The sequence below is a fragment of the Bradyrhizobium sp. USDA 4504 genome (assembly GCF_054063995.1).
In genome coordinates this window covers 4,679,717-4,696,455 of record NZ_JBSSGV010000001.1, presented here as the reverse complement: position 1 = coordinate 4,696,455, position 16,739 = coordinate 4,679,717, and the positions used below count along the sequence as shown (strand labels likewise).

Here is a 16,739-nt window from a genome sequence, read left to right as displayed (position 1 = left end):
GCTAAAATGCTAACGAGTTCGCGGCAAAGTACTCACAGCGTTGATCAAAACACGCTCCAGGCCGAAGTCATTTACCCTTTGTTTACCAGGAAGCCCGAAGGTTAACGCTGGCGGCGCATGTAGCGCTTGGCTGCCGGGGCGTGAGCTGTCGCGGATTACCGCTTCGAGGATCGCAACCAGGGAACAGGGGGCCACTCTAATCCCACCGGTCTAGCCGAGACGTGATTTGTGCCGGGACCCGCGGGGTTTGCGGGCGCAACATGTGACGAGCTCGTGCAATGGATGGTGCAGGACGCCTCACCCGATCGCTGCGATCGCTGGGGCCTCAAGCTGACCTGAGAGCAGCCGCTATTGGAGCGGCGGTGCTGCTGCGCGAGTATGTCGGCGCCCATCTCGCACGCCGCAGGCGGCGTCCCGCCAAGCGGCCGCAAGTCATCATCGATCGCGAGCCGCCGAACCGCTACATCTTGATGGTCGAACGCTATCTGCCGCGCCGCATCGGGCTGGTCGCGACGCTCGCGATCCTGTTCGGCAGCCTGGGCCTTGGCATCGTCAAGGGTGGTCATGTCGAGGAATTCACCACCGCGCTCAGCGATGCCCGCAACGCGCTTGCCAATACCGCCGGCTTCCGCATCACCACCGTCGGCATCAACGGCCGCAAGCAGCTAAGCCAGGACGAGGTGCTCGCGATCGGCGGCGTCAACGGCCGCTCCTCGCTGCTGTTCCTCGACGCCGACACCGTGCGCGCCAAGCTGAAGGCCAATCCCTGGATCGCGGATGCCACGATCCTGAAGCTCTATCCGGGGCGGCTGCAGATCGACATCGTCGAGCGCACCGCCTTCGCGCTGTGGCAGCAGAACGGCCGCCTGTCGGTGATCGCCTCCGACGGCGCGGTGCTCGAGCCCTACGTCTCGCGCCGCTTCCTCAATCTGCCGCTGGTGGTCGGCAAGGGCGCCGACGTCAGGGCCCACGACTTCCTGGCGCTGCTCGACCGTTATCCGCAGGTCCGTTCGGTGACCAAGGCGGCGATCTTCGTCGGCGAGCGGCGCTGGAACCTGCGCCTCAAGGACGGTCTCGACGTCCGCCTGCCAGAGAACGACGTCGGCAACGCGCTCGCTGCGCTCTCCAGGCTCGACAAGGACGAGAAGCTGTTCTCGCGCGACATTGTCGCCGTCGACATGCGGCTGCCCGATCGGCTGATCGTGCAATTGTCGGAGGACGCCGGCAAGGCGCGCGACGAACTGTTCAAGGACAAGAAGTCCAAGAAGAAGGCCGGTGACTCCGCATGACCGGCCTCGATCGCAACCTGACCCCGAAGACCCGCCCGATGCAGAAGCGCACCGCGATGGTGGCTTCGCTCGATGTCGGCTCCAGCAAGATCGCCTGCATGATCGCGCGGCTGAGGCCATCGCCGCCGAACGAGGCGCTGCGCGGACGCACCCATGCGGTCGAATTGATCGGCTACAGCCAGATCCAGTCGCGCGGCGTCAAGGCCGGCTCCGTGGTCGATCTCGCCGAATGCGAGAAGGCGGTGCGCCACGCGGTGGCGTTGGCCGAGCGCATGGCCAAGGTCCGTGTCGAATCCGTCCTGCTGTCGGTCTCCGGCGGCCGGCAGCACGGCCAGCTGGTCGAGGCCGCGGCCGATATCCGCGGCGGCTCGGTGACCTCGGACGATATCAGCCGCGTCACGTCCGCCGGCATGCGCCACGCCGCCGGCGCGGGCCGCACCGTGCTGCACGCGCTGCCGGTCGGCTACGCACTCGACGGCGTCAAGGGCATCCGCGATCCCCGAGGCATGGTGGCGCGCCAGTTCGGCGTCGACATGAACGTGGTGACGTCGGACGCGACGGTTGCCAAGAACCTGATGTTGGTGGTCGAGCGCTGCCATCTCAACGTCGAAGCCATGGCGTCGAGCCCCTATGTCGCGGGCCTCTCGGTGCTGACCGATGACGAGGCCGATCTCGGCGCTGCCGTTGTCGAGATGGGTGCGGGATCGACCACGATCGCGACATACTCCGGCGGACGTCTCGTGCACGCATCCGGATTTGCGCTGGGCGGACAACACATCACGATGGACCTTGCGCGCGGCATCGGCGCGTGCATTGCGGATGCCGAGCGAATCAAGACTTTATACGGCACGGTGCTGACCGGCGGTTCGGACTCGCGCGAGCTGATGTCCGTTCCCACTGCAGGCGATGATCGGGAGACACCGCAAATCGTGTCCCGCGCCACGATTGCGAACATTGTCCGGCATCGCGCCGAGGAGATTTTCGAAATGGTCCGTGACCGGCTCGCGGATTCCCCCTTTGCGGCAGAGCCGAGGGCGCGCGTCGTGTTGAGCGGCGGCGCCTCGCAGCTCACCGGCACCGTCGAGCTTGCCACCCGCATCCTGAACCGTCAGGTCCGCATCGGCCGTCCGCTCGGCTTCGGCCGGCTGCCGAACGAGGCGAAGGGCGCCTCATTCTCGGTGCCGACGGGCCTCCTGGTCTATCCGCAATACGCACATCTTGAACATGTCGAACCGCGGCGCACGCGGCAGCTCAGGACAGGGACAGACGGTTACTTCGGAAAGGTCGGACGATGGCTTCGCGAGGGCTTCTGATGACCGCACCCCGGCTCACTGCATTTTCACCAGCTCCGGCGGCCAGCGGCCGGGACGAACCAACGCGCGCATAATCGAGAGAGGCAACCATGGCACTCAATCTGACACCCCCTGACATCAGCGAGCTGAAACCGCGGATCACCGTCTTCGGCGTCGGCGGCGCGGGTGGTAATGCCGTCAACAACATGATCACCGCCGGGTTGCAGGGCGTCGACTTCGTCGTCGCCAACACCGACGCGCAGGCGCTGACCATGTCGAAGGCGCAGCGCATCGTGCAGATGGGCACCCAGGTCACCCAGGGCCTCGGCGCCGGTTCGCAGCCCGACGTCGGCGCTGCGGCCGCGCAGGAGGTCATGGACGAGCTGCGCGATCACCTCACCGGCGCCAACATGGTGTTCGTCACCGCCGGCATGGGCGGCGGCACCGGCACCGGTGCTGCACCCGTGATCGCGAAGGCCGCGCGCGAGATGGGAATCCTCACCGTCGGCGTGGTGACCAAGCCGTTCCACTTCGAAGGTCAGCGCCGCATGCGCACCGCCGAGCACGGCATCGCCGAGCTGCACAAGGTGGTCGACACGCTGCTGATCATTCCGAACCAGAACCTGTTCCGGGTCGCCAACGAGAAGACCACCTTCGCCGACGCCTTCGCGATGGCCGACCAGGTGCTGTACTCGGGCGTCGCCTGCATCACCGACCTGATGGTCAAGGAAGGTCTGATCAACCTAGACTTCGCCGACGTCCGCGCCGTGATGCGCGAAATGGGCAAGGCGATGATGGGCACCGGCGAAGCCACCGGCGAGAAGCGCGCACTGACCGCCGCGGAAGCCGCGATCGCCAACCCGCTGATCGACGACAGCTCGATGAAGGGCGCCCGCGGCCTCTTGATCTCGATCACGGGCGGCAAGGACCTGACCCTGTTCGAGGTCGACGAAGCTGCCACCCGCATCCGCGAAGAAGTCGACGCCGACGCCAACATCATCGTCGGCGCCACCTTCGACGAATCGCTCGACGGCGTCATTCGCGTCTCGGTGGTCGCAACTGGTATCGAGCAGGCCGCGATCGCCTCCCGAGCCCAGGCTCCCGCCGCGCAGCAGTCGGGCGGTTCGCCGGAGAGCCGGCTGGCCGATCTGACCGCCCGCCTGCGTGCCGACAATCAGCGCATGGCCGAGCGTGCCCAGAAGCTGGAACCGCCGACCGGCGTGACGGTCGCCCCGATTGCGGCTCCGGCCGGCCAGCAGCAGCGTCCGGCCGTCGAGCGCGCCGCGCTCGCGGCGATCGCCGCCGCGGTTGCTCCCGACAGCGCGCCGGCCGCCCAGGCGCCGATGCAGCCGGCCTCCTACGGTGACGTCACCGTGCGGCCGATTGCCCAGAAGCCCTCGCTGTTCCCGGACCACGAGGCCGCCCGGGCCGAGCAGCATGAGCCGATGCCGCCCGAGACCTTCATCCCGCAGGCGGCGGAACGGTCGCCGGTCCGTGCTCCGCGGATGCCGAAGTTCGAGGATCTGCCGATGCCGGCGCAGGCCGAAATCCGCCAGGCCAGCGGTGACGGCGAACCGGAACACCCGCAGAAGACCCGCCTGTCGCTGCTGCAGCGACTGGCCAATGTCGGCCTCGGCCGCCGCGACGAAGAGACCGAGCCGCCGATCGCGGCCCGTAGCTCCGGTCCGGCCATGCCGACGATGCCGCCACTGCCCGAGCGCAAGCCGGCCCGCAGCGTCGCCCAGCAGATTTCGGCGAACGAATCGCCGGTATCCGAATATGCAAAGCGCCCTGCGCCGCAGGGTCTGGACGCTCATGGCCGCCAGGCACCTGTTGCCCCAGCGCCACAGGGCGACGACCATCTTGATATCCCGGCCTTCCTGCGCCGGCAGGCAAACTGAAGTTTGTTACAATCTTGGCCACGAAGAAGGCCTCGGCGGGGAACCGCCGGGGCCTTTTCCTTGGCGCGGGCAGGCGATCGCGCCGGATGAACAAGCAACTGATTTTAAATGATTAATTATTCTTTCGGTGGTCAGATGGCGCGTTGCCGAAGACCGCTTTCGCTGCCGTAGTTTGGTTTACCTTGGGCGTGAATGCGGCGGAGATGGGGTAACAATCGGTAAAGAAGCGTGAGTTGGCGCGGTTTAGGGCCGTGACTATGGTCTGCCGTGACTTGGGGAGCTCAAGCGAGTCGGCCTTGGGGAAATTTGGCCACTTGAATTGAGTGAAGTCGGGTAGTGGGCATTATCGAATGAAGTTCAGCCGTCAAACAACGCTTCGGTCGCAAGCCACCGTGACTGGCGTAGGCGTTCATTCCGGTCTTCCTGTCAGTCTCACCCTGGGACCTGCACCTGTTGATGCGGGTTTTATTTTTGTCCGCACCGGTCTCGACGGTTCCGACCGTGAAGTCGTGGCCACCGCCGATGCGGTGATCGCGACCGAGTTCGCGACGGTGCTGGGTGACCGCGAAGGGCCGCTGGTTTCCACCGCCGAGCACGTGCTCGCGGCGCTGCGCGGCATGGGCGTCGACAACGCCACCATCGAAGTCGACGGCGCCGAAGTTCCGATCATGGACGGCAGCGCTGCGGCGTTCGTCGCGGCGATCGATCAGGCCGGCATTGTGACCCAGCCCGGCGTCCGCCGCTTCATCCAGGTTTTGAAGCCGGTGCAGGTCAAGATCGGCGAATCGGTTGGCGAACTGCGTCCGTTCGCCGGCGGGTTCCGCACCGAAGTCGAGATCGATTTCACCAACCAGGTGATTGGTCGCCAGACCTTCACCTTCGATCTGTCGCCGGAAGGTTTCCGCCGCGAGGTCGCGCGGGCCCGCACGTTCGGCTGCATGAGCGACGTGGCGCGGCTGTGGGGTGCAGGCTTCGCGCTCGGCGCGTCCTTCGACAATACCGTGGTGTTCGACGAGGCCCGTCTGCTCAACGCCGAGGGCCTGCGCTACGCCGACGAATGCGCCCGCCACAAGGTGCTCGACGTGATCGGCGATCTGGCGCTGGCCGGCCTGCCGCTGCTCGGCAGCTACCGTTCGGTACGGGGCGGCCACAAGCTCAACAACGCGGTGCTGAAGGCGCTGCTCGCCGACCGCAGCGCCTGGCGGGTGGTCGAATCGGAGACGGCTCGGCGGCCGGCCCGTGGCCATGTCGAAGCCGGTGCAGGCACCGTGGGCGGCCTCGTCGCCCCGGCCTATGGCCCGGACGTGTCCTGATCGCCCAAGTCCTGATCGCCTGGCCGGTCGGGCCCAATTTCCGTAATAACCACAGCAGGCTGTGAGCTTCGCCGGGTCGCCTTATTCCCGGCGGAATGGCTCCGTATTCGGTTGGTCCACGGTCATTTTTCGGCTAAGCAGGCCTGCGGTTGCGAGTAACGGCAGTCAAGGCACTGGAAATATTGCATCCATGACCGCGGTTCATGGGTGGAGTGGGGTCGCCGTTAACCGCATCAAAGGCGTCAGGTTTTACAATTCATGTCGGCAATGCGTATGGCGCTCGAATCACGCAATTCTTCTGACGTCTCCGGCCTGACCAAGGCCGCGCGCACGCTGCGTTTTGCGGCGGGGCTGATCGTGCTGGCCATGCCGCTCAGCGGCTGCGGCACCGGCGCGCTGTGGGACAAGTTCATGGCCAAGGACGACACGTTCGTCGATGAGCCCGCGGACAAGCTCTACAATGAGGGCTTGTACATGATGAACGAGAAGAAGGACCTGAAGGCCGCCTCGAAGAAGTTCGAGGAAGTCGACCGTCAGCATCCCTATTCCGACTGGGCGCGCAAGTCGCTCTTGATGTCGGCCTATTCGTTCTACCAGGCGGGCGACTACGACAGCTGCATCGGCTCTGCCACCCGCTACGTCACGCTGCATCCCGGCAGCCCGGACGCGTCCTACGCCCAGTACCTGATCGCGGCATCGCATTTCGACCAGATCCCGGACATCTCGCGCGACCAGAGCCGCACCGAGAAGGCGATCGCGGCGCTCGAAGAGGTGGTCCGCAAATATCCGACCTCGGAATACGCCACCCAGGCCAAGTCCAAGATCCAGGCTGCGCGAGACCAGCTCGCCGGCAAGGAAATGGCGGTCGGGCGCTATTACATGGGCAAGCGCGACTTCACCGCCGCGATCAACCGCTTCAAGACCGTGGTCACGCAGTACCAGACCACGCGCCACGTCGAGGAGGCGCTGTACCGCCTCACCGAGGCCTACATGGCGATCGGCATCGCCGGCGAGGCGCAGACCGCGGCCGCGGTGCTGGGCCACAATTTTCCAGACAGCCGCTGGTACAAGGACGCATATAATCTAGTAAAGTCCGGCGGTCTCGAGCCGAGCGAGAATCAGGGATCCTGGATCAGCAGGACCTTCAAGAAGATAGGTCTCGGCTAGGAATTGTCCTCGCATGCTGGCGCGTCTGTCGATCCGTGACATCGTCCTGATCGAACGGCTCGATATCGAATTTTCCCGTGGCCTCGCGGTGCTGACCGGCGAAACCGGCGCAGGCAAATCCATCCTGCTCGATGCTTTTGCGCTGGCGCTCGGCGGCCGCGGCGATGCCGGACTGGTGCGCCACGGCGCCGAACAGGGGCAGGTCACCGCCATGTTCGACGTCCCGAAGGGGCATCCGGCGGCCGGGATCCTGGCCGAGAACGGCCTCGACGACACCGGTGAGATGATCCTGCGCCGCGTGCAGCTCGCCGATGGCCGCACCCGCGCCTTCATCAACGATCAGGCGATCAGTGTGCAGACCCTGAAGGCGGTCGGTGCCGCGCTGGTCGAGATCCACGGTCAGCATGACGAGCGCGCGCTGGTCGACGCCTCCACCCATCGCCAGCTGCTCGACGCCTTCGCCGGACACGAGAAGGACGTCGCGGCGCTGGAAGCGCTGTGGGATATCAGGCGGACCGCCAATGCCGATCTCGACGAGCATCGCGCCGGCATGGAGCGCGCCGCGCGCGAGGCGGACTATCTGCGCCATGCCTCGCAGGAATTGAAGACGCTGGCGCCGAAGGAAGGCGAGGAGACCGAGCTCGCGGGTCGCCGCACCACCATGATGCAGGGCGAGAAGATCGCAACCGATCTGCGCGAGGCGCAGGAGGCGATCGGCGGCTCGCATTCGCCGGTGGCGTCGCTGTCGGCGGCGGTACGGCGGCTGGAACGGCGCGCCGCCAATGCGCCCGCGCTGATCGAGCCCGCGGTCAAGGCGATCGATATTGCGATCAACGCGCTGGAAGAAGCCGACCAGCACCTCAACGCCGCGCTGGCGGCGACCGATTTCGATCCGGCCGAGCTGGAGCGCATCGAGGAGCGGCTGTTCGCGCTGCGCGCGGCCTCGCGTAAATATTCGACGCCGGTCGATCTGCTGGCCGCGCTGGCGGCGCAATATGCCGGCGACGTCGCGCTGATCGATGCCGGCGCCGACCAGCTGAAGAAGCTGGAAGCGGCCGCCGGTGAAGCCGACAAGCGCTATGCGGCAGCTGCCGCCAAACTGTCGGCGGCGCGCACCAAGGCCGCCGAGAAGCTCAACAAGGCCGTCAACGCCGAGCTTGCGCCACTCAAGCTCGAGCGCGCGAAGTTCATGACCCAGGTCGACAGCAACGCGGCCGCGCCGGGGCCGCAGGGCATCGACCGTGTCGAGTTCTGGGTGCAGACCAATCCGGGCACCAAGCCGGGGCCGATGATGAAGGTCGCCTCCGGCGGCGAACTGTCGCGCTTCCTGCTGGCGCTGAAGGTCGTGCTGGCCGATCGCGGCTCGGCGCCGACCTTGGTGTTCGACGAAATCGACACCGGCGTCGGCGGCGCGGTGGCCGATGCAATCGGCTCGCGGCTGGCGCGCCTTGCCGGCAAGGTGCAGGTGATGGCGGTGACGCACGCGCCGCAGGTTGCGGCCCGCGCCAGCCAGCATCTCCTGATCTCCAAGGACGCGCTCGACAAGGGCAAGCGGGTCGCCACCCGCGTCAACGCGCTCGCCGCCGACCACCGCCGCGAGGAGATCGCGCGCATGCTGGCCGGCGCCGAGATCACCGCGGAGGCGAGGGCGGCCGCGGAACGGCTGCTCCGGGCGGCGACAGCGTAATCTCTCCCCTCGTCATTCCGGGGCGATGCGAAGCATCGAACCCGGAATCTCGAGATTCCGGGTTCATCGCTGCGCGATGCCCCGGAATGACCACCTCAGGTACAGATCGACTCGTACAAGTCATTCCACTGCGGATTGCTCGCTTCGATCAATTGCGTCTTCCAGGCTCGCTTCCACTTCTTGAGCTCCTTCTCGCGTGATATCGCGGAGATCGGGTCGTCGTAGATTTCGAACCAAACCAGCTGCGTGATGTTGTATTTGGACGTGAAGCCTGGGACGGCCTTCATTCGATGTTCGTAGACCCGCCGCACGAGATCGTTGGTGATCCCAACATAGATTGCTCCGTCTCGTCGACTTGCTAGAATGTACACGTAGTACGACATGAGCCCCATTTCCCACACAGTCATTCCGGGGCGATGCGAAGCATCGAACCCGGAATCTCGAGATTCCGGGTTCGGTCCTGACGGACCGCCCCGGAATGACGAAAAACTATAGCGCGCCCGTCGCATGGCTAAAGCAGCAAAAAAGAAAGAACTCTCCGACGTCGACAAGCTCACCAAGGCCCAGGCCAAGGTCGAGTTGATGCGCCTTGCGCTCGAGCTCGAAGGTCACGACAAGCGCTACTATCAGGACGACGCGCCGAGCGTCAGCGACGCCGAATACGACGCGCTGCGGCAGCGCCACAATGCGATCGAGAAGCGCTTCCCTGAATTCGTCACCGCGGAATCGCCGTCGCAGAAGGTCGGCGCCGCGCCGTCGGGGCGCTTCAGGAAGGTTCGTCATTCGCTGCCGATGCTGTCGCTCGACAACGCGTTCGCGGAAGCCGACGTGGTCGATTTCGTCGGGCGCATCACGCGCTTCCTCAAGCTGCCGGATGACAAGATCGATTTCTCGGCCGAGCCGAAGATCGACGGGCTCTCGATGTCGCTGCGCTACGAGGGCGGCGAACTCGTCACCGCGGCAACCCGCGGCGACGGCGCCGAGGGCGAGGACGTCACCGCCAACATCCGCACGCTCGAGGACGTGCCGCAGAAGCTGAAGGGCCGCAACGTGCCCGACATTTGCGAGGTGCGCGGCGAGGTCTATATGACCAAGAAGGCGTTCCTCGCGCTCAACGAGCGGCAGAAGGCGGCCGGCGACACCATCTTCGCCAATCCGCGCAATTCGGCGGCCGGCTCGCTGCGGCAGAAGGATCCCACAATCACTGCCTCGCGGCCGCTCGGCTTCTTCGCCTATGCCTGGGGCGAGATGAGCGCGCTGCCGGAGGATACCCAGACCGGCATGATCCACTGGTTCGAGCGGTGCGGCTTCAAGACCAATCCGCTGACCAAGCTGTGCCACTCGGTCGAGGAGCTGATCGCCTTCCATCGCAAGATCGAGGAGCAGCGCGCCGAGCTCGACTACGACATCGACGGCGTCGTCTACAAGGTCGATCGCATCGACTGGCAGGAGCGGCTCGGCTTCGTGTCGCGCACGCCGCGCTGGGCGATCGCGCACAAATTCCCGGCCGAGCGCGCCATGACGGTTTTGCGCGACATCGAGATCCAGGTCGGGCGCACCGGCTCATTCACGCCGGTCGGCAAGCTCGAGCCGGTCGGTGTCGGCGGCGTGATCGTGCAGAACGTCACGCTGCACAATGAGGACTACATCAAGGGCATCGGCAACAAGGGCGAGGTGCTGCGCGAGGGACGCGACATCAGGATCGGCGACACCGTGGTGATCCAGCGCGCCGGCGACGTGATCCCGCAGGTCGTCGACGTCGTGATCGACAAGCGGCCGAAGAGCGCGAAGGAATTCCACTTCCCAAAGAAGTGCCCGTGCCCGCTGCACACCGACGTGGTGCGCGAGGAGACTGCGGCCGGCGAGGAGGGCTCGCGCGCCCGCTGCACCGGCGAGTTCGCCTGTCCGTTCCAGAAGGTCGAACACCTCATTCTGTTCGTGTCGCGCCGCGCCTTCGACATCGACGGTCTCGGCGTGAAGCAGTTGCAATATTTCTTCGACGAGGGATGGGTCAAGGAGCCGGCTGATATCTTCACGCTGCAAAAGCGCAACGCGAAGCTGAAGCTCGAGGACATCGAAGGCTACGGCGAGACCTCGGTGCGCAATCTGTTCGCCGCGATCGACAGCCGGCGCAGGATTGGCCTGGAACGCTTCATCTACGCGCTCGGCATGCGCCATGTCGGCGAGACCACCGCGCTGGCACTGGCGCGCGGCTATGGCTCCTGGGACGCGTTCCACGATGCCTGCCTCAAGGTCGCCAAGGGCGACGAGGAAGCGATGGCGGAGATGGATGCGCTCGACCAGATCGGCGACACCGTGATCAAGAGCATCGCCGACTATTTCGGCGAGAGCCACAATCGCGGCATCGTCGAGCGGCTGACCGGAGAGCTCGACGAGATCATCGACGCCGAGAAGCCGAAGAGCAATTCGGCGGTCGCCGGCAAGACCGTGGTGTTCACCGGATCGCTCGAAATGATGACGCGCGACGAGGCCAAGGCGACCGCCGAACGGCTGGGCGCCAAGGCGGCCGGTTCGGTGTCGAAGAAGACCGACTACGTCGTCGCGGGGCCGGGCGCCGGCTCGAAGCTTGCCGAAGCGCAGAAGCACGGCGTCCAGGTGCTGACCGAGGACGAGTGGCTGAAGCTGATCGGGGAGTAGGGTTGTCCGTCATTCCGGGGCGCCTCGAAGAGGCGAACCCGGAATCTCGAGATTCCGGGTTCGATGCTGCGCATCGCCCCGGAATGACGAACTGCTCACATCATCCCCTGCTCATCCTCCTCGGCCTGCGCGATCAGCTCCTCGCTCACCACCACCTTCCGCCGCGGCACGACGAAGATCATGGTGCAGGCGCAGGCGATCGAGATCGCGAAGATCGCCGCGGTCAGCGGCAGCGTCGTGGTGGAGTGGCCGCCGAGATAGGCGCCGAATTGCGAGATCAGCGAGCCGATGCCCTGCTGCAGGAACCCCATGGCGCCCGAGGCGGTGCCGGCGGCCTCGGGCCGGATGCTGATGGCGCCGGCGGCGGAATTGGCCATCACGAAGGCGTTGGCGATCATCACGATCATCTGGGTGCCGAACAGCCAGAGCGGGGCCTGGTTTACTCCGGTAAAACTCCAGACCAGGTTCAACAGGCTGCCGCCGACCTGCAGCGCGAGGCCGAACCAGATCAATTTCTCCAGCGAGTGCCGCGGCGCGAAGCGCACGCACAAGAGATTGCCGACGAAGTAGCCGAACCCCGTCATCGCGAACCACGCGCCATACTCGGCGCTGGTCCGGCCCATCTGGGTCACCACGATGTAAGGGCCGCCGCCGGCGAAGGCGAAGATGATCTGCGACGCCAATACCTGGCACAATAGATAGCCGACGAAGGCGCGGCTCGTCATCAGCTTGCCGAGGTCGCCGCGAAAGCTGCTGCTCTCGGCGCGGTCGCGGCGGGTTTCCGGCAGCGCCAACGCGATGAAGATCGTGGTGATCAGCGACGCCGCGGTGATGAGATAGAGGATCGCGCGCCAGCCGAATGCGGTCTCCAGCAGGCCGCCGGTCAGAGGGCTCACCATCTGCGCGATCATCAATGCGGCGACGACAAGGCTGATCATGGCGCCGACCCGCTCGCGCGGATAGAGATCGCGGATGATGGCACGGCTGATCACCATGCCGCTGGCGCCGCCGAGCGCCTGGAAGAAGCGCGCCGCGATCAGTTGCGGCAGGGTCTCGGCGAACACCGAGCCGACGCCGGCCACGACCATCAGGCCGAGGCCCGCGAGCAGCACCGGCCGACGGCCGAACCTGTCGGACAGCGGCCCCATGATCAGCTGTGAAAGCGCGATGCCGACCATGTAGAGCGACACGGTCATCTGCGCGATAGAGATGTCGCGGCCGAAGGTGGTCGCCAGCACCGGCAGCGCCGGCACCAGCATGTAGAGCGAGATCGGCGCCACGCCCGTCATCACGACGAGCATCAGCAGCATGACCTTCGATGTCGCGATGTTGTCTTTGGCCGCGCCGGGCGGCTTGCCCATCACGCCGTGCATTCAGGTCCGATCCAGCATTGTGGAAAGACTGTAGCGTGCCCGTCCGCGCGGAATACGGGTGTTTCGGCATACGCCCATGCGATTTCAGGAGACGCGGTGACGATGTTTCGTCTCGCGCAATAAACGCTCCGTCGTCAGCTGCGAATTCCGCTGTCGTCCTCCGCGAAAGCGGGGGACCCGGTATTCCAGAGGCAGGCGTATTTGAATTGAGAGGCCGCGGCTTTGAATTGAGAGGCCGCAGCGTACTGAATCCCCCGCTTTCGCGGGGGATGACACCGAGTGGGGGACGACGTCGAGTGTGCGGATGGCTGGGCGCGCCGCTACTTCAGCGCCGCCGTTGCCTCGTCCAGCCACAGCTTGGTGGCGTTGTCGTCGAGATGCGGCCGCACCACATGCGCGACGCGGGCGTGGTAGTCGTTGAGCCAGCTTGACTCGTCCGGGCTCAGCATGCCGACCTCGATCAGACGGCGATCGATCGGCGCCAGCGTCAGCGTCTCGAATGCATTGATCGGCTTCTCGGCGCCGGCAATGTCGGTGCCGATCACGAGCTCGAGGTTCTCGATCCTTATGCCGTAGGCGTCGGTCTTGTAGTAGCCAGGCTCGTTGGACAGGATCATGCCGCGCTTCAGCGGCGTGGTGCCGAGCTTGGAAATCCGCGCCGGCCCTTCATGGACGCTGAGATAGCTGCCGACGCCGTGGCCGGTGCCGTGCTCGAAATCGATCCCGGCCTGCCAGAGATATTGCCGCGCCAGCGTGTCGAGCTGTGCGCCGGTGGTGCCGTCGGGGAAGATCGCGCGGGCGATGGCGATATGGCCGCGCAGCACGCGGGTGAAGCGGTCGCGCATCTCGTCGGTCGGCTTGCCGACCGCGATGGTGCGGGTGACGTCGGTGGTGCCGTCCTCATATTGTGCGCCGGAATCGATCAGCAGGAGATCGCCGGGCTCGATCCGGCGGTTGCTTTTGCGCGTCACGCGGTAGTGCACGATGGCGCCGTTCGGCCCGGTGCCGGCGATGGTCGGGAAGGAGACGTCCTTCAGCGCGCCGGTCTGGCGGCGGAACGTCTCCAGCGCCTCGACGGTATCGATCTCGGTGAGGCTGCCGGAGGGCGCCTCGCGATCGATCCAGGCGAGGAAACGCACCAGCGCCACCGCGTCGCGCTGATGCGCCGTGCGCGTGCCCTCGATCTCGGTGACGTTCTTGACCGCCTTCAAGAGGCTGACCGGATCGCTGCCGCGCACCGGCTTGCCGCCGGCACCCGCGATCAGGCGGCTCAGGGCGTCGGCTGCGGTCGCGCTGTCGAGCGCGATCGAGGCGCCGCGCTTGGCGAGCTCGGTGAGTTTTGCCGCCAGCGCCGCGGGCTGCTCGACATCGGCCGATTGCTCGAGATGGTCGCGTGTCGAGTTGGACAGCTTGCGCTGATCGATGAACACCAGCGGCCGGCCTTCCTTCGGTACCAGCGCATAGGACAGCGGCAGCGGCGTATGCGAGACGTCGGCGCCGCGGATGTTGAAGGTCCAGGCGACCGCGTGGCTGTCGGACAGCACCAGCGCGTCGACGCCGAGCTTGTTGATCTCGAGGCGGATGCGCTTGAGCTTCTCGGCTTCGATCTCCCCGGAAAACTGCGCGCCGTGGATCGTGACCGGACCGAGCGGCGGTGCCGGCCGCTCGTGCCAGATCGCATCGAGCGGATTGCTGTCGACGGCGACCAGTTCCGCGCCGGCCTTGGCGCAGGCCGCTGCCAGTCGTTCGGCTGCCGCAGAAGTGTGCAGCCAGGGGTCAAATCCTAGGCGGTCGCCGGCCGCCAGATGCCGGGTCAGCCAGTGCTCCGGCGGCGGATCGACCAGCGGCTCGACCTGCCAGGCCTTGCGGTCGACCTGCTTGCCGGCCTGCAGCGTGTAGCGGCCGTCGACAAACAGGGCGGCCTCCTTGCTCAGCACGATCGCGAGCCCGGCCGATCCAGTGAAGCCGGTCAGCCAGGCGAGCCGCTCCTCGGAGGCTGCGACATATTCATTCTGCTGCTGGTCTGCGCGCGGAACCACGAATCCGGTCAGCTTGCGCCGCGCCAGCTCCTCGCGCAGCGCGCTCAAGCGGGCAGTCAGCGCCACGCCGCCTTCAGGCTCTTCGAACGTCTGGAAATGGGCTTCGAACATCGCCGTCGCACTCTCTTCGGATGAAGCATGACCTTCGCGCGAGCGCGGTCAAGCATGACCATATTTTTGGCATAACTTATGCTTGAATATGGCATAGTGGAATTGGCCGGACGATGTCCACTGCACGTCAACGGTCAAGCGTACGGGGAGTGTCCAGGAGTGTCTCAACTCAACGGTGAGGAGATGCACGATGCCTGCATTCACGTTTGAGAAGATCTCGCCGCCGGTCCGCCGCGGCCCGATCGCGCCGGTCGAACAGAAGCAGCGCGGCGTCATCGTCCAGATGCTGGACCGCCTTGTCGAGGCGCGCGCCAAGCGTGCGGCCGGTCAGGGCAAGGTCGAGACCAACCGTAGCGATTCGCCAGCGCCCGAATAAACAACCCGCGGATCGCGGCTACCGTTCCAGGTCGGACGCCTTCGCCAAGGTCACATTGACGACCTTGCCGTCCTCGAGTTCGCGCACGATCCGCTCATCGGGGCCGACGATGCCGAGATCGAATTCGCGCTCGGGCGTCACGAGCGTCATGCGCTGGCCGGCGATCACGACGACGGTCATGTCGAGCGTCTCGCCGGAGATCGCCCATTCCCTGAGCTCGTTGCAAAACGGCACTTTGCGCCAGGCGTCGGGGAAGCCCGGATCGCATCTGACCTCAAGACCATCTTCCGACGTGGTCAGGACGAGCTTCGACCTGGAAGGCTTCCAGTGCTCCTCCAGCAGCTCGTTCGCTAGCCAGACGCAGCTGAACGAGCGGCATTCCATAGGCCGCCCCGGATAGATCCGGCAGCCGCGCCCCGGTTTGCAATGCGGGCACCACGTGTTGGCGGGCTTGGCCAGTTCCTCGATCGCCATCACCTTGCAGCAGAGCGTGCAGTCGCCGCACTGTCTGCCGGTCGCGGTCACTTCACGGAGCGCAGCAGCAGGCTGCTCCAACCCTCGATCTTCAGATGCCGCAGCGGCACCAGCCCGCGGGCGCGGTAGGCGGCGATGACCGCCGGCGCCTGATGCGTCAGCAGGCCGGAGAGAATGACCTGCGCCGACGAGGCGAGGTGGCGCGCCATCGGGCCGGCCAGCTGCCGCAGCGGATTGGCGAGGATGTTCGCGAGCACCAGGTCGAACGGACCGTCCTCGGCAAAGCGCGGCGACGCAAAGCCGGTGGCGCGGATCACGTCCACCAGATCGCCTGCGCCGTTCAGCCGGGCATTCTCCTCGGCGACCCCGACCGACGGCGGGTCGATGTCGCTCGCCAGCACCTTGCCGTGCAGCGCCTTGGCGGCGGCGATCGCCAGCACGCCGGTCCCGGTGCCGAGATCCAGCACACGGCGGGGCTGATACGCTTTCAGCACGTGGTCGAGCAGCAGCAGGCAGCCGCGGGTGGTGCCGTGATGGCCGGTGCCGAAGGCCAGCGCCGCCTCGATCTCGATCCCAAGCTTGTTGGGGGGTATCCGGTGCCGGTCATGCTGGCCGTGGACGATAAAGCGGCCGGCGGCGACCGGGACAAGATCCTCGAGGCTGGCCTTGACCCAGTCCTTGGCCTCCACGGTATCAAAGACTAAAGTAGATGCGACATCCTGCCGCACAGCTTGGCCGACCAGCTCGCGCAGTAAATTTTGGTCCGGCGGCTCGGCAAAATGGACGGTGACGTCCCAGCGGCCATCCGGTCGCTCGAAGGCCGCAAACGCCGCCTGATCCTCGAAAAACAGCTCGGAAAGCGCGTCTACCACGCGCTTTGCGGTCGATTCATCAGGAAGGGTGACGCTGGCGCGGTGTGTGGACGGGGTCATCGGAGGCCGGTAGCGCGGTTTTTGTTAAAATTTCAAGCCGGATTCAATCGAATATCGCGAGAATTGAGAGGTTCCCGGTTCAGACAACCTTAGATGTTGCCGTACTACTACGGCGGCGGAACTGGGA

The 16,739-nt window shown here is 65.8% G+C and carries 13 protein-coding genes and 1 pseudogene; 9 read left to right on the top strand and 5 right to left on the bottom strand.

Translation table 11 applies throughout. From position 1 onward, the window contains the following. Positions 1-44: 44 nt before the first annotated feature. From ACVMB1_RS22125 to recN, 7 genes and pseudogenes are all read left to right on the top strand, one after another. Positions 45-339, top strand: a pseudogene (locus ACVMB1_RS22125) (D-alanine--D-alanine ligase); the annotation flags it as partial. Next, on the top strand, positions 279-1,289 hold the full coding sequence (locus ACVMB1_RS22120; RefSeq protein ID WP_057015001.1) for a cell division protein FtsQ/DivIB: 1,011 nt from the start codon (positions 279-281) through the stop codon (positions 1,287-1,289). The pseudogene ACVMB1_RS22125 and the gene ACVMB1_RS22120, both read left to right, overlap by 61 nt. Next, the gene (ftsA, locus tag ACVMB1_RS22115; protein WP_028332543.1) at positions 1,286-2,602 is read left to right on the top strand and encodes a cell division protein FtsA; all 1,317 of its coding nucleotides are present in this window, start codon (positions 1,286-1,288) and stop codon (positions 2,600-2,602) included. The genes ACVMB1_RS22120 and ftsA overlap by 4 nt, the downstream gene beginning before the upstream one ends. Positions 2,603-2,691: 89 nt before the next feature. Further along, positions 2,692-4,482: a cell division protein FtsZ gene (gene ftsZ, locus ACVMB1_RS22110; RefSeq protein WP_057015002.1), complete on the top strand. Its 1,791-nt coding sequence runs from the start codon at positions 2,692-2,694 to the stop codon at positions 4,480-4,482. Between the two features lie 350 nt (positions 4,483-4,832). Then, positions 4,833-5,795, top strand: a complete 963-nt coding sequence (gene lpxC, locus ACVMB1_RS22105) for a UDP-3-O-acyl-N-acetylglucosamine deacetylase (protein ID WP_076824136.1) — start codon at positions 4,833-4,835, stop codon at positions 5,793-5,795. Positions 5,796-6,053: 258 nt separating this feature from the next. Next, positions 6,054-6,962 carry an outer membrane protein assembly factor BamD gene (locus ACVMB1_RS22100; protein ID WP_028332540.1) on the top strand — a complete coding sequence of 303 codons (909 nt, stop codon included), beginning with the start codon at positions 6,054-6,056 and terminating at the stop codon, positions 6,960-6,962. A gap of 13 nt (positions 6,963-6,975) precedes the next feature. Next, the gene (gene recN, locus ACVMB1_RS22095; protein WP_076824138.1) at positions 6,976-8,649 is read left to right on the top strand and encodes a DNA repair protein RecN; all 1,674 of its coding nucleotides are present in this window, start codon (positions 6,976-6,978) and stop codon (positions 8,647-8,649) included. A gap of 95 nt (positions 8,650-8,744) precedes the next feature. On the opposite strand, the gene ACVMB1_RS22090 is transcribed toward recN, so the two are convergent. After that, positions 8,745-9,032, bottom strand: a complete 288-nt coding sequence (locus ACVMB1_RS22090; protein WP_057015104.1) for a GIY-YIG nuclease family protein — start codon at positions 9,030-9,032, stop codon at positions 8,745-8,747. A gap of 124 nt (positions 9,033-9,156) precedes the next feature. Here ACVMB1_RS22090 and ligA point away from each other — a divergent pair, with 124 nt between their 5' ends. Beyond that, positions 9,157-11,307, top strand: a complete 2,151-nt coding sequence (gene ligA / locus ACVMB1_RS22085) for an NAD-dependent DNA ligase LigA (protein WP_076824140.1) — start codon at positions 9,157-9,159, stop codon at positions 11,305-11,307. A 95-nt stretch (positions 11,308-11,402) separates the two neighbouring features. Here the strand turns inward: ligA and ACVMB1_RS22080 are convergent, their stop codons facing one another. Both ACVMB1_RS22080 and ACVMB1_RS22075 read right to left on the bottom strand, forming a co-directional pair. Next, the gene (locus tag ACVMB1_RS22080) at positions 11,403-12,680 is read right to left on the bottom strand and encodes a multidrug effflux MFS transporter (protein WP_076824142.1); all 1,278 of its coding nucleotides are present in this window, start codon (positions 12,678-12,680) and stop codon (positions 11,403-11,405) included. A gap of 320 nt (positions 12,681-13,000) precedes the next feature. After that, complete coding sequence (locus tag ACVMB1_RS22075; RefSeq protein WP_076824144.1) at positions 13,001-14,830, bottom strand: aminopeptidase P family protein; 1,830 nt, start codon at positions 14,828-14,830, stop codon at positions 13,001-13,003. 190 nt (positions 14,831-15,020) lie between these two features. Between ACVMB1_RS22075 and ACVMB1_RS22070 the strand changes: the two genes are divergently transcribed. Beyond that, on the top strand, positions 15,021-15,206 hold the full coding sequence (locus ACVMB1_RS22070; RefSeq protein WP_057015008.1) for a hypothetical protein: 186 nt from the start codon (positions 15,021-15,023) through the stop codon (positions 15,204-15,206). A gap of 18 nt (positions 15,207-15,224) precedes the next feature. Here ACVMB1_RS22070 and ACVMB1_RS22065 read toward each other — a convergent pair whose 3' ends face one another. Both ACVMB1_RS22065 and ACVMB1_RS22060 read right to left on the bottom strand, forming a co-directional pair. After that, the gene (locus ACVMB1_RS22065) at positions 15,225-15,731 is read right to left on the bottom strand and encodes a hypothetical protein (RefSeq protein ID WP_076824235.1); all 507 of its coding nucleotides are present in this window, start codon (positions 15,729-15,731) and stop codon (positions 15,225-15,227) included. Further along, complete coding sequence (locus ACVMB1_RS22060) at positions 15,728-16,612, bottom strand: 50S ribosomal protein L11 methyltransferase (RefSeq protein WP_076824146.1); 885 nt, start codon at positions 16,610-16,612, stop codon at positions 15,728-15,730. Before ACVMB1_RS22060 ends, ACVMB1_RS22065 begins: the two co-directional genes overlap by 4 nt. Positions 16,613-16,739: the final 127 nt, after the last annotated feature.

Bases quoted from the DNA above. Each gene is read 5' to 3' on its own strand.
- ACVMB1_RS22120 (WP_057015001.1), top strand. From the start codon at position 279: ATGGATGGTGCAGGACGCCTCACCCGATCGCTGCGATCGCTGGGGCCT.
- ftsA (WP_028332543.1), top strand. From the start codon at position 1,286: ATGACCGGCCTCGATCGCAACCTGACCCCGAAGACCCGCCCGATGCAG.
- ftsZ (WP_057015002.1), top strand. From the start codon at position 2,692: ATGGCACTCAATCTGACACCCCCTGACATCAGCGAGCTGAAACCGCGG.
- lpxC (WP_076824136.1), top strand. From the start codon at position 4,833: ATGAAGTTCAGCCGTCAAACAACGCTTCGGTCGCAAGCCACCGTGACT.
- ACVMB1_RS22100 (WP_028332540.1), top strand. From the start codon at position 6,054: ATGTCGGCAATGCGTATGGCGCTCGAATCACGCAATTCTTCTGACGTC.
- recN (WP_076824138.1), top strand. From the start codon at position 6,976: ATGCTGGCGCGTCTGTCGATCCGTGACATCGTCCTGATCGAACGGCTC.
- ACVMB1_RS22090 (WP_057015104.1), bottom strand. From the start codon at position 9,032: ATGTCGTACTACGTGTACATTCTAGCAAGTCGACGAGACGGAGCAATC.
- ligA (WP_076824140.1), top strand. From the start codon at position 9,157: ATGGCTAAAGCAGCAAAAAAGAAAGAACTCTCCGACGTCGACAAGCTC.
- ACVMB1_RS22080 (WP_076824142.1), bottom strand. From the start codon at position 12,680: ATGCACGGCGTGATGGGCAAGCCGCCCGGCGCGGCCAAAGACAACATC.
- ACVMB1_RS22075 (WP_076824144.1), bottom strand. From the start codon at position 14,830: ATGTTCGAAGCCCATTTCCAGACGTTCGAAGAGCCTGAAGGCGGCGTG.
- ACVMB1_RS22070 (WP_057015008.1), top strand. From the start codon at position 15,021: ATGCCTGCATTCACGTTTGAGAAGATCTCGCCGCCGGTCCGCCGCGGC.
- ACVMB1_RS22060 (WP_076824146.1), bottom strand. From the start codon at position 16,612: ATGACCCCGTCCACACACCGCGCCAGCGTCACCCTTCCTGATGAATCG.